General features: G+C 48.2%; 16 protein-coding genes. 11 read left to right on the top strand and 5 right to left on the bottom strand.

Going from position 1 to position 21,451, the window contains the following annotated elements:
• The first annotated feature begins 297 nt into the window (after positions 1-297).
• Together NO559_RS07555 and NO559_RS07560 are read left to right on the top strand one after the other, a co-directional pair.
• Complete coding sequence (locus NO559_RS07555) at positions 298-1,962, top strand: HDOD domain-containing protein (protein WP_258331202.1); 1,665 nt, start codon at positions 298-300, stop codon at positions 1,960-1,962.
• 197 nt (positions 1,963-2,159) lie between these two features.
• Positions 2,160-2,333 carry a hypothetical protein gene (locus NO559_RS07560; RefSeq protein WP_258331203.1) on the top strand — a complete coding sequence of 58 codons (174 nt, stop codon included), beginning with the start codon at positions 2,160-2,162 and terminating at the stop codon, positions 2,331-2,333.
• Positions 2,334-2,419: 86 nt separating this feature from the next.
• Here NO559_RS07560 and NO559_RS07565 read toward each other — a convergent pair whose 3' ends face one another.
• On the bottom strand, positions 2,420-3,754 hold the full coding sequence (locus tag NO559_RS07565; protein WP_258331204.1) for an agmatine/peptidylarginine deiminase: 1,335 nt from the start codon (positions 3,752-3,754) through the stop codon (positions 2,420-2,422).
• A gap of 298 nt (positions 3,755-4,052) precedes the next feature.
• Here NO559_RS07565 and NO559_RS07570 point away from each other — a divergent pair, with 298 nt between their 5' ends.
• The 3 genes from NO559_RS07570 to NO559_RS07580 all read left to right on the top strand — a co-directional run bounded on the left by NO559_RS07570 (position 4,053) and on the right by NO559_RS07580 (position 8,830).
• A complete protein-coding gene (locus NO559_RS07570; RefSeq protein WP_258331205.1) occupies positions 4,053-4,925 on the top strand; it encodes a response regulator transcription factor in 873 nt (290 codons plus the stop codon).
• A gap of 203 nt (positions 4,926-5,128) precedes the next feature.
• Positions 5,129-7,396, top strand: coding sequence for a TonB-dependent receptor (locus NO559_RS07575; protein WP_258331206.1), 2,268 nt, complete (start codon positions 5,129-5,131; stop codon positions 7,394-7,396).
• 93 nt (positions 7,397-7,489) lie between these two features.
• Positions 7,490-8,830 (top strand): Na+/H+ antiporter NhaC family protein, encoded by a 1,341-nt coding sequence (locus NO559_RS07580; RefSeq protein WP_258331207.1) that lies wholly within the window; start codon positions 7,490-7,492, stop codon positions 8,828-8,830.
• 112 nt (positions 8,831-8,942) lie between these two features.
• Here the strand turns inward: NO559_RS07580 and NO559_RS07585 are convergent, their stop codons facing one another.
• Positions 8,943-9,650 carry a DUF3334 family protein gene (locus NO559_RS07585; protein ID WP_258331208.1) on the bottom strand — a complete coding sequence of 236 codons (708 nt, stop codon included), beginning with the start codon at positions 9,648-9,650 and terminating at the stop codon, positions 8,943-8,945.
• Positions 9,651-9,910: 260 nt separating this feature from the next.
• Between NO559_RS07585 and NO559_RS07590 the strand changes: the two genes are divergently transcribed.
• The 4 genes from NO559_RS07590 to NO559_RS07605 all read left to right on the top strand — a co-directional run bounded on the left by NO559_RS07590 (position 9,911) and on the right by NO559_RS07605 (position 15,756).
• Complete coding sequence (locus tag NO559_RS07590) at positions 9,911-10,291, top strand: hypothetical protein (protein WP_258331209.1); 381 nt, start codon at positions 9,911-9,913, stop codon at positions 10,289-10,291.
• Positions 10,292-10,372: 81 nt separating this feature from the next.
• Entirely contained in the window at positions 10,373-11,743 is a 1,371-nt protein-coding gene (locus NO559_RS07595; protein WP_258331210.1) for a TolC family protein, read from the top strand.
• The gene (locus tag NO559_RS07600; protein WP_258331211.1) at positions 11,740-12,633 is read left to right on the top strand and encodes an efflux RND transporter periplasmic adaptor subunit; all 894 of its coding nucleotides are present in this window, start codon (positions 11,740-11,742) and stop codon (positions 12,631-12,633) included. Before NO559_RS07595 ends, NO559_RS07600 begins: the two co-directional genes overlap by 4 nt.
• Positions 12,634-12,645: 12 nt before the next feature.
• Positions 12,646-15,756 carry an efflux RND transporter permease subunit gene (locus NO559_RS07605; protein ID WP_258331212.1) on the top strand — a complete coding sequence of 1,037 codons (3,111 nt, stop codon included), beginning with the start codon at positions 12,646-12,648 and terminating at the stop codon, positions 15,754-15,756.
• An 87-nt stretch (positions 15,757-15,843) separates the two neighbouring features.
• Here the strand turns inward: NO559_RS07605 and NO559_RS07610 are convergent, their stop codons facing one another.
• Together NO559_RS07610 and NO559_RS07615 are read right to left on the bottom strand one after the other, a co-directional pair.
• Positions 15,844-17,436, bottom strand: a complete 1,593-nt coding sequence (locus NO559_RS07610) for a 5-guanidino-2-oxopentanoate decarboxylase (protein WP_258331213.1) — start codon at positions 17,434-17,436, stop codon at positions 15,844-15,846.
• 61 nt (positions 17,437-17,497) lie between these two features.
• A complete protein-coding gene (locus NO559_RS07615) occupies positions 17,498-19,102 on the bottom strand; it encodes an amidohydrolase (RefSeq protein ID WP_258331214.1) in 1,605 nt (534 codons plus the stop codon).
• Between the two features lie 214 nt (positions 19,103-19,316).
• Here NO559_RS07615 and NO559_RS07620 point away from each other — a divergent pair, with 214 nt between their 5' ends.
• On the top strand, positions 19,317-19,637 hold the full coding sequence (locus NO559_RS07620) for a type II toxin-antitoxin system RelE/ParE family toxin (RefSeq protein WP_258331215.1): 321 nt from the start codon (positions 19,317-19,319) through the stop codon (positions 19,635-19,637).
• Positions 19,637-19,930, top strand: a complete 294-nt coding sequence (gene nadS / locus NO559_RS07625; RefSeq protein ID WP_258331216.1) for a NadS family protein — start codon at positions 19,637-19,639, stop codon at positions 19,928-19,930. Before NO559_RS07620 ends, nadS begins: the two co-directional genes overlap by 1 nt.
• Before the next feature lie 100 nt (positions 19,931-20,030).
• Here the strand turns inward: nadS and NO559_RS07630 are convergent, their stop codons facing one another.
• Entirely contained in the window at positions 20,031-21,407 is a 1,377-nt protein-coding gene (locus tag NO559_RS07630; protein ID WP_258331217.1) for a YjiH family protein, read from the bottom strand.
• Between the last annotated feature and the right edge of the window lie 44 nt (positions 21,408-21,451).

A 21,451-nucleotide genomic window follows, 5' to 3' on the forward strand; every position in this document is an offset into this window, starting at 1 on the left:
TCATTTGCCAGCTTAACTGTATGCCGAGCGCGAGAGCCTATAAAAAATCGGCCTTCATAAGCAAGTTATTTAGTGTTTTAGGCTAGGATATAGCAATGCTGATTAAAGTTTGTACGCTATTTGTGCTGGGCTATATTGTTGCTATGTTTAGTCCATATCAGTATAAATACCTCCTATCTTTATTCCATTGTGCTAGCTAGAATTTCTGTTTCAAGTTTTAGTAATAAGCTGTTTTATTGATGAAAATTGCGTTACATACTGACATTTACCCAATGACTGGCGGCAGATAGAACTCTCATGAGCAAAGTAGTAGATCAAAAAACCACGGATACAGGTAGCCAAATCGACCGCGCCCCTTGGCTGGACATATTGCAAAAAACCGAAATGCGAGCTTTGGCTTCGGTAGGTAGTGAAATTAGTCAGTTAATAGGCGATGCCAATACCAATGCTGGCGGTTTAGCAGAAATTATTTTAAAGGATGCCGCGCTGACTTCGCAGGTGTTAAAAATCGCTAATAGCGTGGAGTTTAAGCCCGGCTCGGCCAGGGCTGAGCGGCAAGCGCTAAAAGCAGCTGAGCAAGAAAGCGCGTTGCGCCAAGCCATAGTGCGCATAGGGTTTAATGGCATACGCTGTATTTGTATATCCATAGCCTTGATTGACAGTATTATTAAAAAGCCTAATAAGCAAAAACGTTTATTGCTGTGCTTGGCACAGAGTTTTCATACCGCAGTGCACGCGAGAAATATTGCGCAGCAAATGAAAAATTGCCGCAGTGAAGATGTGTTTATCGCCGGCTTATTGCAAAACTTAGGTGAATTGGTTTTTTGGGCCAGCCCTATAGCCGAAAGCTTGGATTATAAAAAATTAATAAAAACCAATAATGGCAGTGCTGCCGTGGCGGCGCAGCAGCTAACAGGTATGTCCTTTACGGATATGTCTAAAGAGTTGGCTGACAGCTGGTCGCTGAGTGAAACCCTGTCTGATAGTTTTAACCCAGCTAAAAATACGCCTGAAGTGAAAGCGATTAACTTAGGTAATATGATGAGTAGCGGTATAGAGTCGGGCTGGGATTCAAAGCAGCTTACTGCCGCTATTAATAAAATTGCCGCAGACTTTTCTTTAAATATAAATAGTTGTATGGATTTACTACGCAGGGGGGCCGATGAGGCCATGGCCATGGCTAAGGAGTACGGGCCGGGTATAGATGCAGTATTGTTACCACGTGAGCCCGGGTTGGCCGCGGTGGAAAATATAGAGCCGGTGGACGATATAGTCGCTACTGAAAAGGCGCTGAGTGATATTGAATCTTTGTTGGTACGCTCTAGTGGCGATGCTGGTAAAGCAGACCCAGCACAAAGCGGCCAAGACGAACCCTCGCAATCGGTGGCTAAAAATAATTTGCAGCAACAGGCCATAGCTCAAACTCTAGAGCAGGCAGCTCTAAGGCCAGCCAATAGCGCTAGGCAGGTAGAGCTTATCGATGAATTATGGGATGCCGCCGAAGGGCAAAATCCTATAACCTCTGTTTGCAAGTTGCTGGCTAACGGTATTTACGAAGCAATTGGCCTAGAGCGGGTGGCGGTATTTATTAAGCTGAATAAAAAAGAAGAGATAAAACTGGCTTATTTGGCGGGCCAGAATACTGAACACTGGGCGCAGGATTTGGTGCTCTCCATTAGCGAAACCAATGATTCTATTTTCCGCTATTGTACTCGCAGTTCTGGCCCAGTGTGGGTGTCACCGGGCAAAACCACCGGCCTGGATAAATTGTTAAGCAAGCCCGTGAAAGCACTAATAGGGGAGCAAAAGCGTTTTATGATGGCACCCGTTAAAAGTGGCCTGCGGGTAGTGGCATTGGTTTATACAGATATGGCCGGTGAAGATTTAGAGCTCAGTGAGCAGCATTTTGCTGATTTTTCACGTTTGATTAAGCAGGCGAGTAGGGCGCTATCCTCTCAGTAGCTGCTGTGAGCAACTTATAACTTAGAAATAGCTATAGAGGTAAAAAACAGAAGCTAGGTTATATTAAAGCTAAAAGTACTAAAAAAACTGTTAATTTTTAATTGGCGCTTATATTATTGCTGACCCTAAAAATAATAACGGAGCAAAACGTGCCTATAGCTTTATATCAACCCCAGGTAAAAGTCGGGGATAAAGTAATGCTAAAGCCTAAAAGCCCCCATTTTATGGAGCTAGGGCAAAGCTTAGGTATGGTCGAAGAAGTAGTACTCAATGGCATGGGCTATTGGGATGTGACAGTTGACTATATCACCAAAAAAATTCAAGTAGATGCCAGCCAGTTGGGGCTATTCAAAAACAGGCGTCAGGCCTGATCAATAGTGTTGTTTGTGGCTACTAACTTTAAACAGTTTATTGCCCAATAACTTCCGCTACTGAGCAATAAACTAGAGGCTGTTGCTTATTCTAAATCGGCAGGCTCATGGGCTGTGATGCAGTGCATACCGCCGCCACCTAAGTTAATCGCATAGGGATTTACACCCACCACACTACGATTTGGAAACACCGATTGCAGTACGCTGATGGCTTGCTGATCGCGTTGTTGCACACCTAAGTCATCACCCGGCTGATAATACTGCGGCACGATAACCACTCCATTAGCAATAACAAAGTTCATATAGCTGCTAGCCGCGGCGATATAAACCGAGTTGGGTAGGGGGTCTAAGGTGTCATCAAACAGAAACTCTGACAGCCAGCTGTTCATCGTGTCGCCACGATTAGTCATTTCATAAGACATATCGGTGTGGGGCATGCGCACTATAGTAAATGGGTTGCCATCCTGGTCAGTTGCGTTTTGTAATACCTGATAATTCGCTTCCAAACGTTGCTGCGACAGTGCTGCTATGCCTGTGGGGTCGTTAGCAACTTGCTCGTTGGTGATTTCTGCCAAGGCAATTGTATTAGGCCCTACAAAGCGAGCGTATTCATCTATATGGCCGCCAGTGCCAAAGGTATAAGCCTTGGTGCCGGGTAGAGGGCCAGGGATGCTGGTAAAGGCGAAGGGATCTTCTACTAGGCCTTGTTCCAACCAGATGATTTTTTCTACGTTGAAGATACGCTTAAACTCATCTTCGATTATGGCGCGTTTAGTGCCATTTGTGCTGTTATCTTCGCCGTAAATATAGTGTTTAAGCTCCGATTGGCCTTCGGGGTTACGTTGGTCTTCAACCGCCCAGGTCAGCATCATAGTGCCTTGGCCATTAAATTCGTGGTTACCTCCTTCATGTATTAACCAAGAGCTGTGTATATCTAAATCTAGCTTTTCGGCCAATAGCTTATCGAGGTTGCCTTCGGTTTGGCTGTAAGGCTCGTATAAGCCATAAGCGCCCCAGCCGGTAAACTGAAAGTCCACCATTTCTTTTTTGGTGCCGTTATAGCGAAATACCGGCCCCATATCCCTTATCCACATATCATCGCGGGTGGCGGCTACAAACTCTACATTCGTTAGCGGAGTGCCGTGATTAGTGATTTGGTTTTTGATGCTGTTGATATTGTTTGCATTTTTGACTTGTACTACCACAGTGGTATGGGCTTGGGCGGCATCAATGATGTCTAATACCGGTTCGGTGGTGCTAAAACCATTGACGTAGGTATAACTTGGCCAAGCGACCCATAAAGCTTTTTGCGGCTCAAACTCTGCCGGCATTCTAATTTCTGCCTGCGCTGCAGGGGTAAAAGATAAGGCTGATGCTGCTATTGCCAAGCCAGCTGCCAAGGTACGGGTTTTGTTTAACATGTATGTTCACCTTTTTTTGTTGTTTTAGGTGGCGCTATTAAATACTGATTAAACGATCAATAAATACCCGCATTCGTGGGGGAGGAAAAAGGCGTTGCATAAATTGTGACGCAGTTGCAATTGGCTAATTGCATGCGGCTATAACCTACCCCATGGGGCTATTCTTGCCTAGCTAGGGCTATGCAATAGTTGCTGTGCTTGCGCCCGTAGTGAGGTCTAAAAATAACTAGCCAGTTAGCCAAAAAAGACGAAAAGTTAGATTAATAAATAATAATAACGGATTAACATGGGGGCATTTATGGCTATAGCGAACGTCGTTGCAGATACATTCCGCGCTAAATCAATAAGTGGTCGAGCTGGCTTTGAGAGTCAAAATGCCATGGCCAACTTAATTAATGCATTGCACAGACCAAATTTTGCCGACATATGTTTGGATAGCATTAGCAAAGTTAGCCATTTTGATAGTGCGGTGATTATGGCCTATGGCGTAGGGCCAACCCCGAGAATTTTATATGATCAATTGGCTGAAGAATACCGTGATGCCTTTTACGATAGGTATTTAAAAGGTGCTTTTATTTTAAGCCCGCTTTATCAAAGCTATAAAAATAACGGAAAAGGTTTTTTTCATATCGATGAGGTGGCGCCGGAAGGTTTTTTCAAAAGTGAATACCATAAAAAATATTATTGCTATAGCGGTTTAATCGATCAGGTTTTTTATTTAAAACAATTTAGTGCTGGTGTAGCTATTGTGCTGTCTCTTGCAAGAACCAATAAGTTGAGACCATATAGCCAGCAAGAGATTGCCGATTTAAAGGCTATAGAACCTACATTAATGGCTTTGCTGGCTAAGAATTGGGAAAAGCTAGCCAGTGATGAACACAATTTTTATGACTACTTGCACAAGGCCTTTGAAAACTTTGGTCGTTCAGTGTTGAGTAGGCGCGAGAAAGATGCCGTCAACTGCATGCTTAGAGGTAGCTCTTCCAAGTCGGCTGCTAGAGAGATGGGTATATCCACAGAAACAGAGCGCTCCTATAGAAAGACTATCTATAACAAGCTGAATGTTTGTTCGCATTCAGAGATTTACCATTTATTTTTCAAATCTTTGGAATTCGCTGACAGTGGCGAAGATTGTGATCCGTTAGAGTTGTTATGGAATAGTGCTAAGTGATAGGGAGCTTAATCATCTTATTTTTTTGGATTATAGCTGCTAGGTAATCTACCCACATTTGAGGGGTTTTTTATTATTGATAGGGGATGCAAGATGTCCCAGTGTGCAGAGGGACTTGTGCGTTTGCAGAATGCCCATGGGCAATAACAGGTGCAATTTGCCGCAAGAGTAAATGCATTGAATAATAAAAATGTGAGGACTTAATGAATATACTCAACAAGAAAAAACTAACAAAAATAATAGCATTAACTGCGGCTGTAGGTGCTGGCCAGGTTTATTCGGCCGCTCTGGAAGAGGTGCTTGTCACGGCTCAAAAACGTGAGCAAAGTGTACAAGAAGTTCCTATTGCCATTACTTCTATAGGCGGTGAGGATTTAAAAAACCTGGGCTTTAAATCTGCCACTGATGTGCAGTTTCAAACGCCGGGTTTAATTGTTTCTTATGCTTCTAGTAATGCTATCCCCAACTTCACCTTGCGCGGCGTGGGCTTAAACGATTTTACCGCTGTGCAAAGCTCACCAGTAGCCATACATGTAGATGATATTTACTACGGCAACTCTACCTTACTTAACTTCGCCTTATTCGATGTCAATAGAGTGGAGGTGTTAAAAGGCCCGCAGGGGACTTTATATGGCCGTAACTCTACCGGTGGCGCGGTAAACTTTTTTTCTAATAAACCTACTCAGGAATTCGAGGCTGGTATCGATTTAGGTATAGCAAACTATGACGCTATTACCGCTGAAGGTTTTGTAAGCGGCCCCTTAAGTGATGATCTTTCAGGTCGTGTATCGGTCACTACAGTTAACCAAAGTGGCGGCCCTTATAAGCATGCTGTACATGGTGAAATCGGTGATGTTGAAAAATATGCCGTACGCGCTCAGTTACTATGGGATGCCACTGAAAAACTGACCATACATGCCTCCATGTTTGGCGGTAGTGAAGAGTCAGATGCTGGCCAGTATCACAGCTATCCTACTTTTGCTGGTGACGGTTCCTGGAATGTGTGTGCGCCTATTGCCGCGGGTAATTTAACCGCCTCTAGCGACTGCTATTATGATCCCGATACCGCCTCGGTAGGCATAGATGATAATGATGCATACACCACTGATGCCGGTATAGTTAACCGCGATGAAATCGACGTGTTTGGTGTGTCTGTATCGGTGAATTATGATATGGGCGATTATACATTGACCTCTATCACTGGTTATAACACGGTGGATAGAAAGTCACAGGAAGATGCCGACGGCTCACCGTTTCGCTCAATTGATGTAGGTTATGAAACAGAGTTTGAGCAGCTAACGGAAGAGTTACGTTTATCTTATGACAATGGCAGCGGTTGGAATTCTACCCTGGGCTTGTTCTTGTCTACCGATACCTTAGATACACCCAGAACCGAAACAGATTTAACAGAGATTTATGGTGGTTTCCGTCAAAACCATAGCTATGAATTAGAGACCGATTCGGCAGCTATATTCTGGCACAACGAATATGAATTAACCGATGCTTTGACTGCTGTGCTGGGCTTACGTTATACCGATGAAACCCGTAAGTTTGTGGGTGGTACTTTTAACAATGAACCGGGTGTAGGCCCTGATGCTAGTGGCGACTTTGTGCCTGCGCCTTTATTAACGTCTGATTTAGTGTACGCCTTTCTTGATGACGAGGTAGATTTTAAAGAGTCTTCCTATCGCATAGGTTTAAACTATGACCTTAATGACAGCACTATGATATATGCCAGCGTTGCCAATGGCTTCAAAAGTGGCGGCTTTATTGGTGATATCACCGAACAGGCCATTTTAGAGCAGCCTTATGACGAAGAAACGTTAACCGCGTATGAGCTAGGTTTTAAATCTGACTTGTTAGATGGCAGCTTGCGCTGGAATGGTTCGGCTTTTTATTACGACTATGAAGACGTTATTCTTGCAATGACTATCGAAGGCGGTGCCTTAGCGACCTTATTGATCAATGAAAATGCCTCGGATGCCGTTATTAAAGGTTTTGAAACCGATGTTTGGTGGGCACCTACCGATAATATCGACATCAAGTTGGGTGCGGTTTATTTAGATACCGAGCAAGAAGCTATTGCTACCGAGCCCTTTGAGGTAGCAGCGGGTCGTGATGGTGCGCATATGCCTTATGCACCTGAGGTTAGCGGTAATGGTTTAATCCGTTATAGCAATACCGTGGCCGATGGTTTGATGGGCTCTGTGCAGTTGGACTTTACCACGCGTGCCCATCACTATGCAGAAATTGATAATAGTAAAATTTCTAAAATCGATGGTTATACCTTGTTTAATGCGCGTGTAAGCTTAGATGCCGAAGAGAGTAGTTGGTCAGCCTCGCTATGGGTAAAAAACATAGCGGATAAAGAGTACACGCAATACATCAACGACCTGCAAGGTTTAGGTGCGGTGTTAACTACACCTAGTTACCCTAGAACTTATGGTGTAGACCTGTCATTACGTTTCTAAAGAGTCACTGACGTTTGCCTGGAGTGTAATGACCTTGCCTCCAGGCTTTTTTTTTGCAATAAATTAGCAGTTAATAAGAGTTAAAAGATTTCTATGGCAGATGCAGGCATAGTTAGTGTAATACCTACTTTAATGGTATTAGCTTTTGCAATTTGGACTAAGCGTACCGTTGAGCCTTTATTGGCTGGAGTTATTATAGGCCTGTTAATACTAGAGCCTACTAAATCCCTGGATAATCTCACCGGTATTATGCTGTCAGTGATGGCTGACGAAACTATAGGTTGGGTGATTTTAGTGTGCGGCCTGATGGGGGCACTTATTGCCTTGCTGGTTAAAATTGGTGGCGCTGTTGAATTTGGAAAAATGGTGGCCACGCGCATTAAAAGTGGAACTTCTGCATTATTAATGGCTTGGCTATTAGGTTTGCTTATTTTTATAGATGATTATTTAAATACGCTAACCATTAGTTCATCCATGAAAAAGGTCACTGATAAATACCGTGTTTCCCGTGAGATGTTGGCCTATGTGGTGGACTCTACCGCCGCACCTATTTGCGTATTAATTCCGCTGTCTACGTGGGCAGTGTATTTTTCGGCAGTATTAGAAGAAAGTTTAAATATACCTGTGGGTGAAGGTTTTGCCTTATATTTACAAGCCATACCCTATATGTTTTACGCTTGGTTTGCCGTGATCTTGGTGCCTTTGGTTATTCTTAAAAAAGTCCCCTTGCTGGGAGCGATGAAAACAGCCGAACACAAAATGCGGGATCATTATAATATAGCGGCTGAACCTGTTATCGATGAGGCCGCAGGCTTTAGCCGTCGTGGGGTGTTACTAAACTTTATTATTCCAATAGCTACGTTGATATTTTTTACCTGGTATTTGGATATAGATATTTTAAAAGGCGTGATTATCGCCTTGCTAGTAACCCTGGCTTTAAGTTTTAGCCAGCGCATACTGGCGCTTAGTGAACTGTTTGATACCTTGTTGGAAGGTTTTAAATCTATGCTATTGCCGTTAGCGACGGTGGTGGCTGGCTTTATGTTAAAAGAGGTTAACGACCAGCTAGGTTTAACCGTGTTTGTCATCGAGACCATGAAGCCCTTAATGACCGCCCATTGGCTGCCCTTGGTGACTTTTATTACCATGGCCTTAATTGCCTTTGCCACCGGTTCCTTCTGGGGTATTTTTGCCGTGGCCACACCTATAGTTATGCCCTTGGCGATTAGTGTGGATGCCAATCTGCCCTTGGTCATAGGCGCATTAATTTCGGCCAGTGTATTTGGTAGCCACGCTTGCTTTTACGGTGACTCCACGGTGTTATCAGCCCACGGCAGTGGCTGTAGTGTAATGGCTCATGCCTTAACGCAGTTGCCCTATGTATTATTAGCCGCTTCCATAGCTTCCGTGGCCTTTATTGTGCTGGCTTGGTAGGTGAACACTGCACCAGTGATTGGCTAGTAGTGCGGAATATAAAACGCTAAAAAAGAAAAAGCGGAATGTGCTAATGCCCATTCCGCTTTTGTGTAATTCTTTTTGAATATTATTAAATACCTAAGGAGTCCATTAAATCGTCGTTTTCTTGGCTGGAAAGGGCGTGGGCGGCAGCTTGTTTGGCTAGGGCACGTTTGTTGGCTTCCTGGCTGATAATATCATCGGGGCAGGTATCAGCTTCAACCTCAAACTCTTGCAATTCTATAAACTCGGTCTTATCCATGGCCAATTCTAAAAAGAACACATTGTTTTGATTGGTGCTAAAGGCTACGCGGCGTGATTGCGCCAAGTCCATATTGGTATCTATAGACATCGATAAACTTTTATTGATTGCCATCATTTTAGGTTGGTTTTGATTGATAACAGTTTGTAGCTCTTTACCGATTTGATTGGTGAAATTGCCCACTATCTGATTCATCAGTTCACCCATTACATCACCGACTTCATCAGCCGTGTGTTGGTTGGCTAATTCATCCTCAGGCATGCCCATGTGAATCATATAGTCGCGGTATAACTCTACCGCCGCCTGGCTGGAAAAGTTAATAATGACTAAGCCAGAAAAACTGCCGTCAAATAGCACAAAGCAACCTAAGTCAGGGCGCAGGCTGGTTTTTTGAATTTTTTGCACCATGGCGGAGTGCTTAACAGGTTTACCCGTTGCTGCGCCCAATACCCCAGTTACTGAGTGACATAACTTAAGCAGTATATCTTCGGTGCTAACGCGCTTATTTTTTGTTTTTTTGGATTTGCTTACAGCCATGAATATACCTTCTATTACAATCTACTGGTCAAACGACTAGCTCTAAAGTGGAATAATTGAGTCGACAACTATAGTGCTTAATTGCCGTTTTGACCATCTTTAGCGTATATCTCAAGGCTTATATGCGGCTGGTTGACAGCCTTTGCGGGCTATTGTTAGAGTTGCGGCCTAGCTGCGCAGATAGCTAGGCCGTATCCAATGGGCTAGCCAATGGACTACGAATAAGCACTGATAAGCACTGTAGAGTAGGCACTGACTGAATGAAGAACATACTGTTCTATATCTTGGCAATATGGGTTGCTGTGCAATCTGTATTGGCAGCGGCAGATGCTCATCAGGTTCATCAGTCCGATGCCAGTTACCATCCTTTAGCCCAGCAGTTATTAGCCGAATTGGATACGGACGAGCAATTGAGCTCGCCGCCAGATCAAAGCAGTGACCTTAGCACTACTTCCCCCCAAAAAACCGTTACTGTGCTGGATTGTCAGCACTGCTGCCATTGCCATGGTCAGCTAGCCAAAATACTGGTTTATAGCATGTTCAATGCTAATTTCTCTATTGCTGAAGCGCAGTTTGTTGATTATAGCCACACCCTGCTTAGCGCTCACCCCAACTCCTTGTTTCGCCCTCCTAGAGTTTAACCCTCCTTAGTCAACGCGATGAGTCGACGCCATTAGTGGCCGTCGCTTATTGGTATTACAGGATAAATCTAGGATGAAACCATGTTTTTATTATATGCCACGCATACTGCGTGCCGCCGCCTATACAAGTTTAATAGCCTGGTAGTAGGGCTATCAATCACGCTGCTGTTCACTACTTCGGCGCAGGCCGCCGGCAGTACTTTGAGCTTGGCCCAGGCCATACAGCAGGCGCTTAGCGCCAACCCCAGTTTAAAAAGTTTTCACTTTCGCGAGCAGCAACTCAACAGCCAATTGGCCAGTGCCAAGCTCAGCCCCGCCTATGAGTTGGGGCTAGAGCTAGCAAACTTTGCCGGCTCTGGCGAGTTTAAAGACTTCGATCAGGCCGAAGCCACAGTATCGCTGTCGTCCACCCTGGAGTTAGGGGGCAAGCGCGATGCCCGCATTGCTGTAGCCCAGCGCAGTCGCAGCCAGTTTGAAACCCAGCGCGAGCTAGAAACCCTAAGCTTGCTGGGCGAGGTAACCCGCCGCTATGTGGCGGTGTTAGCCGCGCAGCAGCGCCTAGCCCTGGCTAACAGTGCCGAGGCCTTGGCGAAAGAGGCCCGCAATGCCGTGGCCAAACGCGCCCAAGCTGGGGCCAGCCCCAAAGCCGAATTAAAACGCGCCGAAGCTGCCGCCAAGCAAGCCCATCTCAGCGTCTATGCCGAGCAGCAGCAATTGCGCTATTTAAAAGTGGCCTTGGCAGCGTTGTGGGGTAGTGACAAAGTCAGTTTCGAGTCAGTGAGTGGGGACTTATACGCCTTTGCTGAGGATGTTGGCTTTGAGGCGCTGTTTACACGCTTGGCGGCTAACCCCGCGATACAGTTGTTTACCGCCGAGCAGCGTTTAAAAGAGGCTGAGCTGAGTTTGGCCAAAACCGCAGCCAGCATGGATATTAATTGGTCGCTGGGCGTAAAGCATATGTCGGCTAGCGACGATACTGCGCTAGTGGCAGGGTTTAGCATGCCCTTGTTCACTGGCAGCCGCAATGCTGCGGCACGGCGTGCCGCCACCGCTGCCAGTAATGCTGTGGCTGTGCGCAAAGAGGCTGCCTTGCTTACTTTACGCACGCAATTGTTTGGCGCTTATAGCAATCGCCAGCAGGCCATACACATAGCCCAAGACCTGCGCCAAGAAATAATCCCGGCGCTGCAAACTGCCTTGCAGGAAACCAAACAAGCCTACCAGCGTGGCCGTTATAGCTATCTCGATTATGTTAGCGCTCAACAAGAGCTACTCAATGCCCAGCGTAGCTTAATTGCCGCTGCCAGTACCGCGCTGCGTTACGGTGCCGATATAGAGCAGCTTACCGCTCAGCCGCTGGCTGCTAGCCATTATCTTTCTAGCGGTCTTTCCAGCCATTACCTTTCAAATAGTAACGGCAGCGCACCAACTTTGACAGGATTACAACCATGAAAATGATTGCTTTATCACCGTACTTTTTTGTATTGCTTTTTAGCGGCAAGGTTTTTTATGCCCAGGCCGATGCTGACCATCATGCAGAGGCGATCACTATAAACCCCGCCATCGCCCAACAGTCAGGTATTAGCACCGCCCCAGCAGGGGCAGGTGAGATACATCAAACCCTTAGTCTGTATGGCAGAGTAGTGGCCGATGCCGATTCGGTTAGCCATATACGGGCGCGTTTTCCCGGCACTCTGGTCAAGGTGAATGCCAAACTGGGTGAGCGGGTCAATAAGGGGGATGTGCTAGCCGAGGTGGAATCCAACGATAGCCTCAGGCGCTATCAACTCACCGCACCGCTAAGTGGCATAGTAAGCGAGCGCCATGCCAGCGTGGGTGAAAGCACCGGCGCACAAGTACTATTTACCGTGGCCAACTTTGATCAGCTGTGGGCCGAGTTACGTATTTTCCCCAGCCAAATGGCGGCGGCCAAGGTGGGGCAGGCGGTTAGCTTAAAACTGGGCGATGCCCAGCTAAGTACGCAGTTAACACATATTATTCCCGGCGTTAATGATCAGGCTTTTGTCTTGGCCAGGGCAGCTATTGATAACCGCAGCGCGCTGTGGGCACCGGGTATGCTGGTTGCTGCAGAGCTGAGCATTAGTCGGCAAACCCTACCCTTAGTGGTGGATAATCTAGCCTTGCAATCCATAGCCGGTCAAACGCTAGTGTTTGTAAAGGAGGGCAATAAATATGAAGCCAGGCCATTAACTTTAGGCCGCAGCGACAGCCACTATAGCGAAGTGTTAGCAGGGCTAAGTGTTGGTGAAAACTATGTATTAACTAACAGCTATGTACTCAAAGCCGACTTGCAAAAGTCTGGTGCCGAGCATCAACACTAATAGGGGCTGATCATGATAGAAAATTTATTGCGCCTCGCTATAACGCGGCGCTGGTTAATGATGTCATTCATACTTGTACTGGTCGGCGCAGGCTTGTGGAGTTATCAACAATTACCTATAGATGCGGTACCCGATATTACCAATGTGCAAGTACAAATTAATACTCAGGCGCCCGGTTATTCGCCGTTGGAATCTGAACAGCGTATTACTTACCCAGTAGAAACGGCACTGGCAGGCATACCGAATTTATCTTATAGCCGCTCCTTATCGCGCTACGGTTTGTCGCAGGTAACGGCGGTATTTTCTGAGGGTACGGATTTATATTTTGCTCGCAGTTTAATTACTCAACGCTTGGGCGCGATTAAAAGCAAACTGCCGCCCGGTATAGAGCCAGAGCTTGGCCCTATAGCCACAGGCTTAGGCGAAATATTTTCCTATACCGTGTCGGCAAGCGCTGATGCCGTGCAAGCCAATGGCCAAGCCTATGACGCCACGGCCTTGCGTGAAATTCAGGATTGGATAATCAAACCGCAGCTGGCCTTGGTGCCCGGCGTTACCGAAATTAACACCATAGGGGGTTACGACAAGCAATACCACATCACCCCTAAGCTACAGAGCCTATTGCAATTTGATATCAGCATGGCCGATATCAGTTTGGCTTTGCGTAACAATAATAGTAATCGTGGTGCCGGTTTTATAGAAAGCAACGGCCAGCAGTTATTGGTGCGCTCACCGGGGCAGCTGCAAAACCTGTATGAGATTGAGCAGGTAGTGGTTAAAACTATTAACGGTACACCTATAAAAATTGCCGACATAGCCGAAGTGGCTATAGGCAAAGAGTTACGCACCGGCGCTGCCACCCGCGATGGCCGCGAAACAGTATTGGGTACGGCCATGATGTTAGTGGGCGAAAACTCCCGTGCGGTTGCTGCAGCCTTGGCTGAGCGTTTACAGCAGGTGCAGCAATCACTGCCTGATGGGGTTAAGGTTGAAGCGGTTTACGATAGAACCCAGCTAGTAGACAAAGCCATAAACACGGTGAAAAAAAATCTTTTAGAAGGCGCGTTACTGGTTATCGCGGTATTGTTTATTTTATTAGGCAATATACGTGCGGCCTTAATTACCGCAGCGGTTATTCCCTTGGCGATGTTGGCCACTATTACCGGCATGGTGCAAGCTGGGGTGTCAGCTAATTTAATGAGTCTGGGAGCCTTGGACTTTGGTTTAATCGTCGATGGCGCTGTCATCATAGTAGAAAACGCCATACGCCGTTTAGCACAAGCACAGCAGGGCCGGGGTAATGTGCTGCCCTTAAAAGAGCGCTTGCAGTTAGTGTATGAAGCCAGCAATGAAGTCATACGGCCCAGCTTATTTGGCGTGTTAATTATTACTGTGGTCTACATCCCCTTGTTTAGTTTAACCGGGGTAGAGGGCAAAATGTTTCAACCTATGGCAGCCACGGTGGTAATGGCTTTGTTGGCGGCTTTGGTTTTTTCTTTAACCATGGTACCGGCTGCCGTAGCTATTTTTATGAATAATAAAATTAGCGAAAAAGAAAGCGTGGTCATTAGCGCGGCTAAGTCTGGCTACCAACCGGCTTTACAGTTTGCCCTGCAGCAACGCTGGCCGGTGTTAGCTATAGCGCTGCTATTGTTGCTATTGGCTACGGGCTTGGCTAGCCGCATGGGTTCTGAATTTGTGCCGCAGCTTAATGAAGGTGATATCGCCTTACATGCTATGCGCATACCGGGCACGGGATTGGAACAATCGGTAAATATGCAAATTTTATTAGAGCAGCATATCTTAGATTTTCCACAGGTGGCGAAAGTGTTTTCAAAAATTGGCACACCTGAGGTGGCTACCGACCCCATGCCGCCCAATGTGGCCGATACCTTGGTAATGTTAAAACCGCGCAGTGCCTGGCCAGACCCTAACTTACCGCAGGCTGAGTTAGTGCAAAACATAGAGGCGGCAATAACGCAATTGCCGGGTAATAATTACGAATTTACCCAGCCTATAGAAATGCGTTTTAACGAATTGATTTCGGGGGTGCGGGCAGATTTAGGCATTAAAGTTTTTGGTGATGACTTGTCGCAGTTGCAGCAGTCAGCGCAACAAATTTTAGCTGTGCTGCAAAGCATGCCCGCCGCGGCTGATGCCAGAGTGGAGCAAGTCTCTGGCCTGCCCATGTTATCTATCATACCCAAGCGTATGGCTATCGCTAGCTACGGTTTAAATGTGATGCAGCTGCAAGATTTAGTGGCTACAGCCATAGGTGGCGAAGCAGCGGGCTTGATGTTTGAAGGCGACAGGCGTTTTCAATTAGTGGTTAGGTTGGCAGAAGATTTACGCCGCGATGTAAATGCCTTGAAACAACTACCCGTGCCTTTGGCCGGTGGTGGCTATGTGCCTTTAGCAGAGGTGGCAAGCATAGAGTTAGCGCCTGCGCCCAATCAAATTAGCCGCGAAAACGGCAAGCGCCGGGTAGTGGTTACCGCCAATGTTAGGGGGCAGGATTTGGGCTCTTTTGTGGCGGAGGTTAAGCAGCGCATAAACCAACAAGTGAAATTACCCGCCGGTTATTGGCTGGATTACGGCGGCAGTTTTGAACAATTGCAATCCGCCAGTCAGCGTTTATCCATAGTGGTGCCGGTAACACTGTTGATTATTTTAGGCCTGTTAGTTATGGCTTTTAATTCATTAAAAGATGCCCTGATTATTTTTACCGGCGTGCCCTTGGCCTTAACCGGCGGTGTATTTGCCTTATGGTTGCGGGATATGCCGCTGTCGATTTCAGCGGGGGTGGGATTTATCGCGCTATCGGGTGTGGCAGTACTCAATGGTTTGGTGATGCTGTCGTTTATACGCCAGCTCTGGCATCAGCACGGCGACTTACTAAGCGCCATAATCGATGGTGCGGTGATACGCCTGCGGCCGGTATTAATGACAGCCTTGGTGGCTAGCTTAGGTTTTGTACCCATGGCCTTAAACACCGGCACCGGTGCCGAAGTACAAAGGCCCTTGGCTACGGTGGTGATAGGGGGAATAATTTCGTCAACTTTATTAACGCTGTTTGTGCTGCCGATTTTGTACCGCTTAGCACATGCAAAAGATAAACGATAAGCGCTGATAAAAAAGCAGGGGCATATAGCCCCTGCAAAAATCAGGTGGAGACCTGATGAAAAATAAACAGTGAACTAGTTATAGAAACTAGCTAGCAGGTAAAAAATCTGCCTCTACCACTTCAATTAAAGTAGGCACCGTTTGCTGCTGTGCGGCACGTAGTTGCTCGGTTAATTCATCCAAATTATGAGCGCGGTAAGCGGGGCAGCCGTAGGCTTGTGCTATGGCCTTAAAGTCTGGGGTGTAAATATCACAGGCTATAGGCTCCATGCCTGCATCGACAAAGTTTTGGGCAATCATTTCATAGCGTTGGTTATTCCACACTACTATGGCCACGGGGATTTGCGCTTCTATGGCGGTGGAGAGTTCATTGATGGTGAACTGCAGGCCACCATCACCAATTAAACTGATTACGGGTAATTCGGGCTGGCCTAATTTGGCACCAAAGGCGGCAGGTAGGGCGTAGCCCAAAGTACCGTAGCCGGTGGCGGCGCTGGCAAAGCGGCGGGCGGCGGGGGCGTCGTATTGCAGGCCAGCAAAGTAGGCGGGCTGAGTGGAGTCGCCCACTAAAATAGCGCCGGGCAGGGCAACTTGCAGTTGGCTTAAAAAGGCTTGGAAGCCAGCTACATCATCTACTTTGCGGGCGGCACTGGCGGCGGCGGTGCGCGCGGCACCATTGCTGCAAGGCTGTTTGAGTAAGGGCGTTAAAGCTTGTGCAAATAAGCCCGAGTCAGCTTGAATCGCAAGATGCGGCAACACATTGCGGCTGAGTTGGGCGCGGTCTATATCCACGCGTATGATTTTGGCGCTGCCCATATCGAATTGGCCGGTAAAGAAAAAGTCGTAATCGGTTTCGCCAAACTCTGTGCCTATGGCCAACAACACATCCGCATTTTGAAATAATTCGCGGCTGGCGGTTTGCGAGGGACTGCCGCCCACATACAGCGGGTGTGCGGGGGGCAGTATGCCCTTGGCATTGTGGGTGGTGGTGACGGGGGCACCCAAAGCTTCGGCCAGTGCCAGCATGTCTTGAGCAGCACCGGCGGCACCGCCGCCTAATAGCAATACCGGATTGGCCGCATTGTTTAATAGTTCGGCTGCGGCCTGTAGTGCGTCACTAGCCGGGGCAGCTTTGCTGGGCAGCGGCCAGGTTTGTACAGGCACATGGTCGGCATTGGCGGTGATCACGTTCAGTGGCATGGTGATGTGTACCGGGCCGGGGCGTTCGCTATTGAAAATAGCAAAGGCTCTGGCCATTACCTGCGGTAATTCGTCGGGCCTAGCTAAGGTGTGAGCCCATACCGAGCACTCGGCCATGGCGGCTTGCAAGTCGCGGGTTTCATGCAGGCGGCCTTCGCCCAAGCCTTTTTGCCAGCTGTTGTTGTCGGCAGAAATCACTAACATGGGCACAGAGTCTTGCTTGGCTTGGCCCATAGCGGTAGCGATATTGTAAGCACCGGGGCCCGATACGGTTACACAGGCGGCGGGTTTGCCGGTGACTCTAGCGTAGCCATCGGCCATAAAGCCCGCACCTTGTTCATGGCGCGGGGTAACGTGGCGCATCTTGGTTTGCGGAATACCGCGGTACAGCTCTATGGTGTGGGTGCCGGGGATGCCAAAAATAGTATCCACGCCATAGGCTTCTAATAATTTTGCTAATACTTCACCACAAGTGGCCATAACTACCTCTTAAAAATTTGTTCAACGATGTCTAGTGCGTGTGTTAAGTGCCGCGGCGCGCTTAGTTTTTTTCGTGGGGCTGGGTGGGTATCCACCACTCGTGGCCGCGTTCGGTTTGCACATACTCAGGCCAGCGGAAGTGTATAGGCGCTGGGTAATCACACAGTGGCGCTACCCACTCGCTGCCGCCTATGCCGCCACCGGTGCGCTCGTTAAATTCTTGCTGGGCTTGCTCTAGCGCGCCGGGCTTGCATAGCAGATCCAAAATAGTTCCGGCTATAGTTTTACCGGCGGTAAAAATCATAGGGTCTATGGTTTCGGCTATGCCACCTAGGGCGTTCATTACCCAAGCTGGATATTTACCGCCATTGCCGGGGCTTTTTAACATGGGGCGACCTATGTACAAGCGCACGGTAGGGGCGTGCCAGCAGTATTCGGTATAGTCATCGGAGGTAAAGTTTTTTTGCCACTCGGGCAATTCTTTACGCAAAATGGTTTCGGCCTCTTGTGGAGTGATCAGTGTTTCTATGTCCTCCATAAAGGGTTTATCCATCACTTCCATGCCCAGATTTTTTTGTATCTGCTGGGCCTTGGCGATGGCGGCGGGAGTGTTAAATTGCGGTGCGCCAGCTAGCTCCAGGTTGTCGTAGGTTAATTGCGCCATAGCGTGGTTGGGTAGGCCGGGGCGTGACTTGGCTATCCAATCTTTTTTCCAAGTGCAGTGCGAGGTGCTGGCAGCTGCTGCGGCGTTTTGGTCCAGGCCGCGCACTATGCGCTCGGCCATTTCTATGGTGGGCACGCGCATAATGTAATGGATTTGGGCAATCTGTGCGGGCAGGTTGTCGGCGGTGGCTTGGCCAGCCAGGGTAATACTCTCGTTCATAGACCAACCACAACCGGCGGCCACCAAATGCTCTTTTAGCATTTTTGAGTTGCTGTACATTTGCACCAGTGCATCATTGGCACCGGGCGCGCGCGCCGAGGCGTGTGAGGCGGCGATAGGCGAGTCGGCTTCGCCGCTGTCCAGCCAAGTTTCGGGGCTGTTGCATTCAAAGGTATACATCACCACAAAGGCGGCACCGCAGTGGGTGTTCCAGCGGGTGGTATTGGTTAGCGGCAACATATAGCAGGGGTGAAAGCTAATGGCGGCGTCCATATCGTCGTAATAGCCCTTGGCGGCATGCAGCGGTTTGGAGGCGCGTTGCTTTTCGGCGGGCTCGCCCAAAAACTTTAAGCGGCCGGGGATGTTGTGTTTTTCCATGGCGGCTTTGGCGGCTAAAAAGCCAGCCAGTGAGCCTATGCCCAAAGCTGAGTGAGGGTCGGTGTGGCCTCCGGCGTGTTTGCTTAAACCGTCGCGGGGCCTTTCAACCACATCCGCCGCTTGGCAGTTGCCGGGCACGGCGTCGTATTCGGCATAGCCACCTATGGTGGGGCCGCCTGTGCCGTTTTCCCAAGTGGCACAAAAGGCTGTGGGCATACCGGCGGTGCCTTCTTCTACGGTAAAGCCTTCGGCACGCAGTTTTTCTACATACCAAGCGCAGGAGCGGTACTCGCGCCAGGCGGTTTCGGCGTAGTCAAAAATGGTTTGGTGCCACTGTGAAATTTCAGGGGCTTGTTGCTCTACCCAATCGTGGGCGCTGGCTGTGTAATCGGGTTTGTTTGGCATGGGTGCACTCTTATTGTGATTAGTACAGTGGGTGTGGTTTATATGGGCTAACAATAGGCGGCTGGGGGCTGGCTTGCTATCCCCTTTTTAGGTGATGCGGGGGCCTATTTGGGGGGGATGTTGACCCTGTTGCGCTGTAGGTAGTTTTTAGCAGGGTTATTCGTTACTTTGTCTATTTAATAAACAACTGGATGGTATACGCCATTGGCGTATAATGGGTGCAATGGTCATTATTGAAACCTCGGTGTTTACCCGGCTTATTAAAGAGCTGATGAGCGATGATGAGTATAAGAATCTGCAAGAGGCTTTGGTCAGCCGCCCTAATATGGGGGACTTGATTAAAGGCTCAGGCGGTATACGTAAGGTGCGCTGGCAACTTGAGGGCAGGGGTAAAAGTGGCGGAGTGCGCGTTATCTATTACTGGGTGGTTAATGATGATCATATTCGTATGTTGTATGTTTACCCCAAGGGTAAGCAGGTAAGCCTGAGTAAAGCTCAGGTGGCACAGTTAAAAGCCATTGTTGAGAGGTGGTGATGATGGATAAGAAAATGTTTGACGAGCTGCTGGCCAGTGTTCAGGAAATGGACGGTATTGTTAAAGGCGGTAAAAAGGCATCTAGGCGCTTTGATTTTCCTGAACCTGAAGTCAAAGCTATACGTGAGCGCTTGGGGGTGTCGCAAGAAAAGTTCGCACTGATTTTGGGGGTGAGCAAACGTACAGTTGAAAACTGGGAGCAAGGTCGTCGCCATCCGACGGGAGCTGCACGTTCATTGTTAAAAATTGTTGAGGCTGACCCGGAGCATGCCTTGCAGGCCCTGAGTGCTTAAATCTATAAAGAGCGCTGTGCTTAGGTTAAGCGCAGCGCTTTCAGTATGTCATGGGCAGCTGCAAAGGCTGCCCAAAACTATACATCTCTACCCCTGATGATTAACCATAAATCATATGTGCAGCTGCGGCTAATATAGGCAGTACTATGGCTGTGCGTATTAAAAAGATCATCGCCAACTGTTTAAAGCCTATGGGTATGCTGGAGCGCAAAATTAATAGCCCGTTTTCGGCCATGTAGATTAGCTGGGTTACTGACAGGCCTGCGAGTACAAAGCGGGTAATGGGGCTGTCGACATTGGTGGAGATTATGGCGGGGATAAACTGGTCAAAAAATCCGATCAGGGTACCGGCAGCGGCGGTTTCGGCTTCGGGCAATTGCAGCATTTGCAGTACATAAACCATAGGCGCGCTCAAGGTTTGCAGCAGGCTGCTGTGGTGATAAATCACCAGCACAATGAGTTCTATGGTCATGGCGGCGGGTAATACCGCAATAAAAATATCGGTGATAGAGCGGCCAGCCTGGTTGAGTATTTGCTTAAGGCTGGGGCCGTGTTGGGCGCGGGCCAGCGCGGTTTGGGTGGCGCGCACAAAAATATTGGGGTATGGCTCCACTTGTTCTTCGGCGCGCTGTTCGCGTTGGTAAAAACGTTGCGGCAAATTAGAGAGTGGTGGCAGCCGTGGGGTGATTAAAGCGGCGGCTATGCCGCACAGGCCTACGGTGCAATAAAACAGTACAAACACATCATCAATTTTTGCCATTTGCGCAATCACCACACAAAAGGGCAGCGATACTGCGGAAAAGTTGGTGGCGACAGTGGCAGCTTCGCGGGCGCTGTAATGGCCACTTTCGTATTGGCGTATGGTTAAGATGGTGCCTATGCTGGAGTCGCCCACCCAAGAGGTAATGGCATCCAAACCGGCGCGGCCGGGCAGGCGAAATAACAGCTGAAAAGGGCGGCTAATAATAGTGCCGACAAATTCTAAAAAACCGTAGTCGGTTAAAAATGACAGCAGTAAGTTGGCAATGGCGATAATACAAAAAATAACCCCTGCTATTTCCATGTAGGCGACTTGGCCGGTGTCGCTGCCTATGATCCATTCGGGGCCATATTGAAAATACGTCATGGCGCAAAACAGGCCGCCTAAACCGCGCAGCAGCAACCATAAAGGCGTGGTGGTAAACACATGGCTTAATAAGGGAAAGGAATTTATCCAGCGCGGTTTAAGCAGCGATACATAGCTAGACATAATGCCCGATAACACAAAGGTGAGGGTGACGATTAAGGGTAGGGCGGCACCCAGACCTAGCCTGATTGTATCGGCCAGCAAGCCTATCACTATGGTTTGTTTACCCTCGTGGGTAATGGGGGTTAAAAATAATAAAACCCCGATGAACGAGGGTAATAGAAACTTGGCGTAGCGCTGCCAGGTAGAGGTAGTGTTGCGGTTTGCTGCTGAGGTATTGTCTAAGCTCATAATTCGGCCATAGCTGGATAGTGGCCGGGCAGTGCCCGGCCAGC

It is taken from the genome of Dasania sp. GY-MA-18 (assembly GCF_024734385.1).
Taxonomy (GTDB): Bacteria; Pseudomonadota; Gammaproteobacteria; order Pseudomonadales; family Dasaniaceae; genus Dasania; species Dasania phycosphaerae.

What these genes read in the sequence shown, in the direction of transcription:
- NO559_RS07595 (WP_258331210.1), top strand. Translation starts at nt 10,373, where the DNA reads ATGTTTTTATTATATGCCACGCATACTGCGTGCCGCCGCCTATACAAG.
- NO559_RS07605 (WP_258331212.1), top strand. Translation starts at nt 12,646, where the DNA reads ATGATAGAAAATTTATTGCGCCTCGCTATAACGCGGCGCTGGTTAATG.
- NO559_RS07615 (WP_258331214.1), bottom strand. Translation starts at nt 19,102, where the DNA reads ATGCCAAACAAACCCGATTACACAGCCAGCGCCCACGATTGGGTAGAG.
- NO559_RS07560 (WP_258331203.1), top strand. Translation starts at nt 2,160, where the DNA reads ATGCTAAAGCCTAAAAGCCCCCATTTTATGGAGCTAGGGCAAAGCTTA.
- NO559_RS07585 (WP_258331208.1), bottom strand. Translation starts at nt 9,650, where the DNA reads ATGGCTGTAAGCAAATCCAAAAAAACAAAAAATAAGCGCGTTAGCACC.
- NO559_RS07570 (WP_258331205.1), top strand. Translation starts at nt 4,053, where the DNA reads ATGGCTATAGCGAACGTCGTTGCAGATACATTCCGCGCTAAATCAATA.
- NO559_RS07610 (WP_258331213.1), bottom strand. Translation starts at nt 17,436, where the DNA reads ATGGCCACTTGTGGTGAAGTATTAGCAAAATTATTAGAAGCCTATGGC.
- NO559_RS07590 (WP_258331209.1), top strand. Translation starts at nt 9,911, where the DNA reads ATGAAGAACATACTGTTCTATATCTTGGCAATATGGGTTGCTGTGCAA.
- nadS (WP_258331216.1), top strand. Translation starts at nt 19,637, where the DNA reads ATGATGGATAAGAAAATGTTTGACGAGCTGCTGGCCAGTGTTCAGGAA.
- NO559_RS07580 (WP_258331207.1), top strand. Translation starts at nt 7,490, where the DNA reads ATGGCAGATGCAGGCATAGTTAGTGTAATACCTACTTTAATGGTATTA.
- NO559_RS07630 (WP_258331217.1), bottom strand. Translation starts at nt 21,407, where the DNA reads ATGAGCTTAGACAATACCTCAGCAGCAAACCGCAACACTACCTCTACC.
- NO559_RS07620 (WP_258331215.1), top strand. Translation starts at nt 19,317, where the DNA reads ATGGGTGCAATGGTCATTATTGAAACCTCGGTGTTTACCCGGCTTATT.
- NO559_RS07555 (WP_258331202.1), top strand. Translation starts at nt 298, where the DNA reads ATGAGCAAAGTAGTAGATCAAAAAACCACGGATACAGGTAGCCAAATC.
- NO559_RS07565 (WP_258331204.1), bottom strand. Translation starts at nt 3,754, where the DNA reads ATGTTAAACAAAACCCGTACCTTGGCAGCTGGCTTGGCAATAGCAGCA.
- NO559_RS07575 (WP_258331206.1), top strand. Translation starts at nt 5,129, where the DNA reads ATGAATATACTCAACAAGAAAAAACTAACAAAAATAATAGCATTAACT.
- NO559_RS07600 (WP_258331211.1), top strand. Translation starts at nt 11,740, where the DNA reads ATGAAAATGATTGCTTTATCACCGTACTTTTTTGTATTGCTTTTTAGC.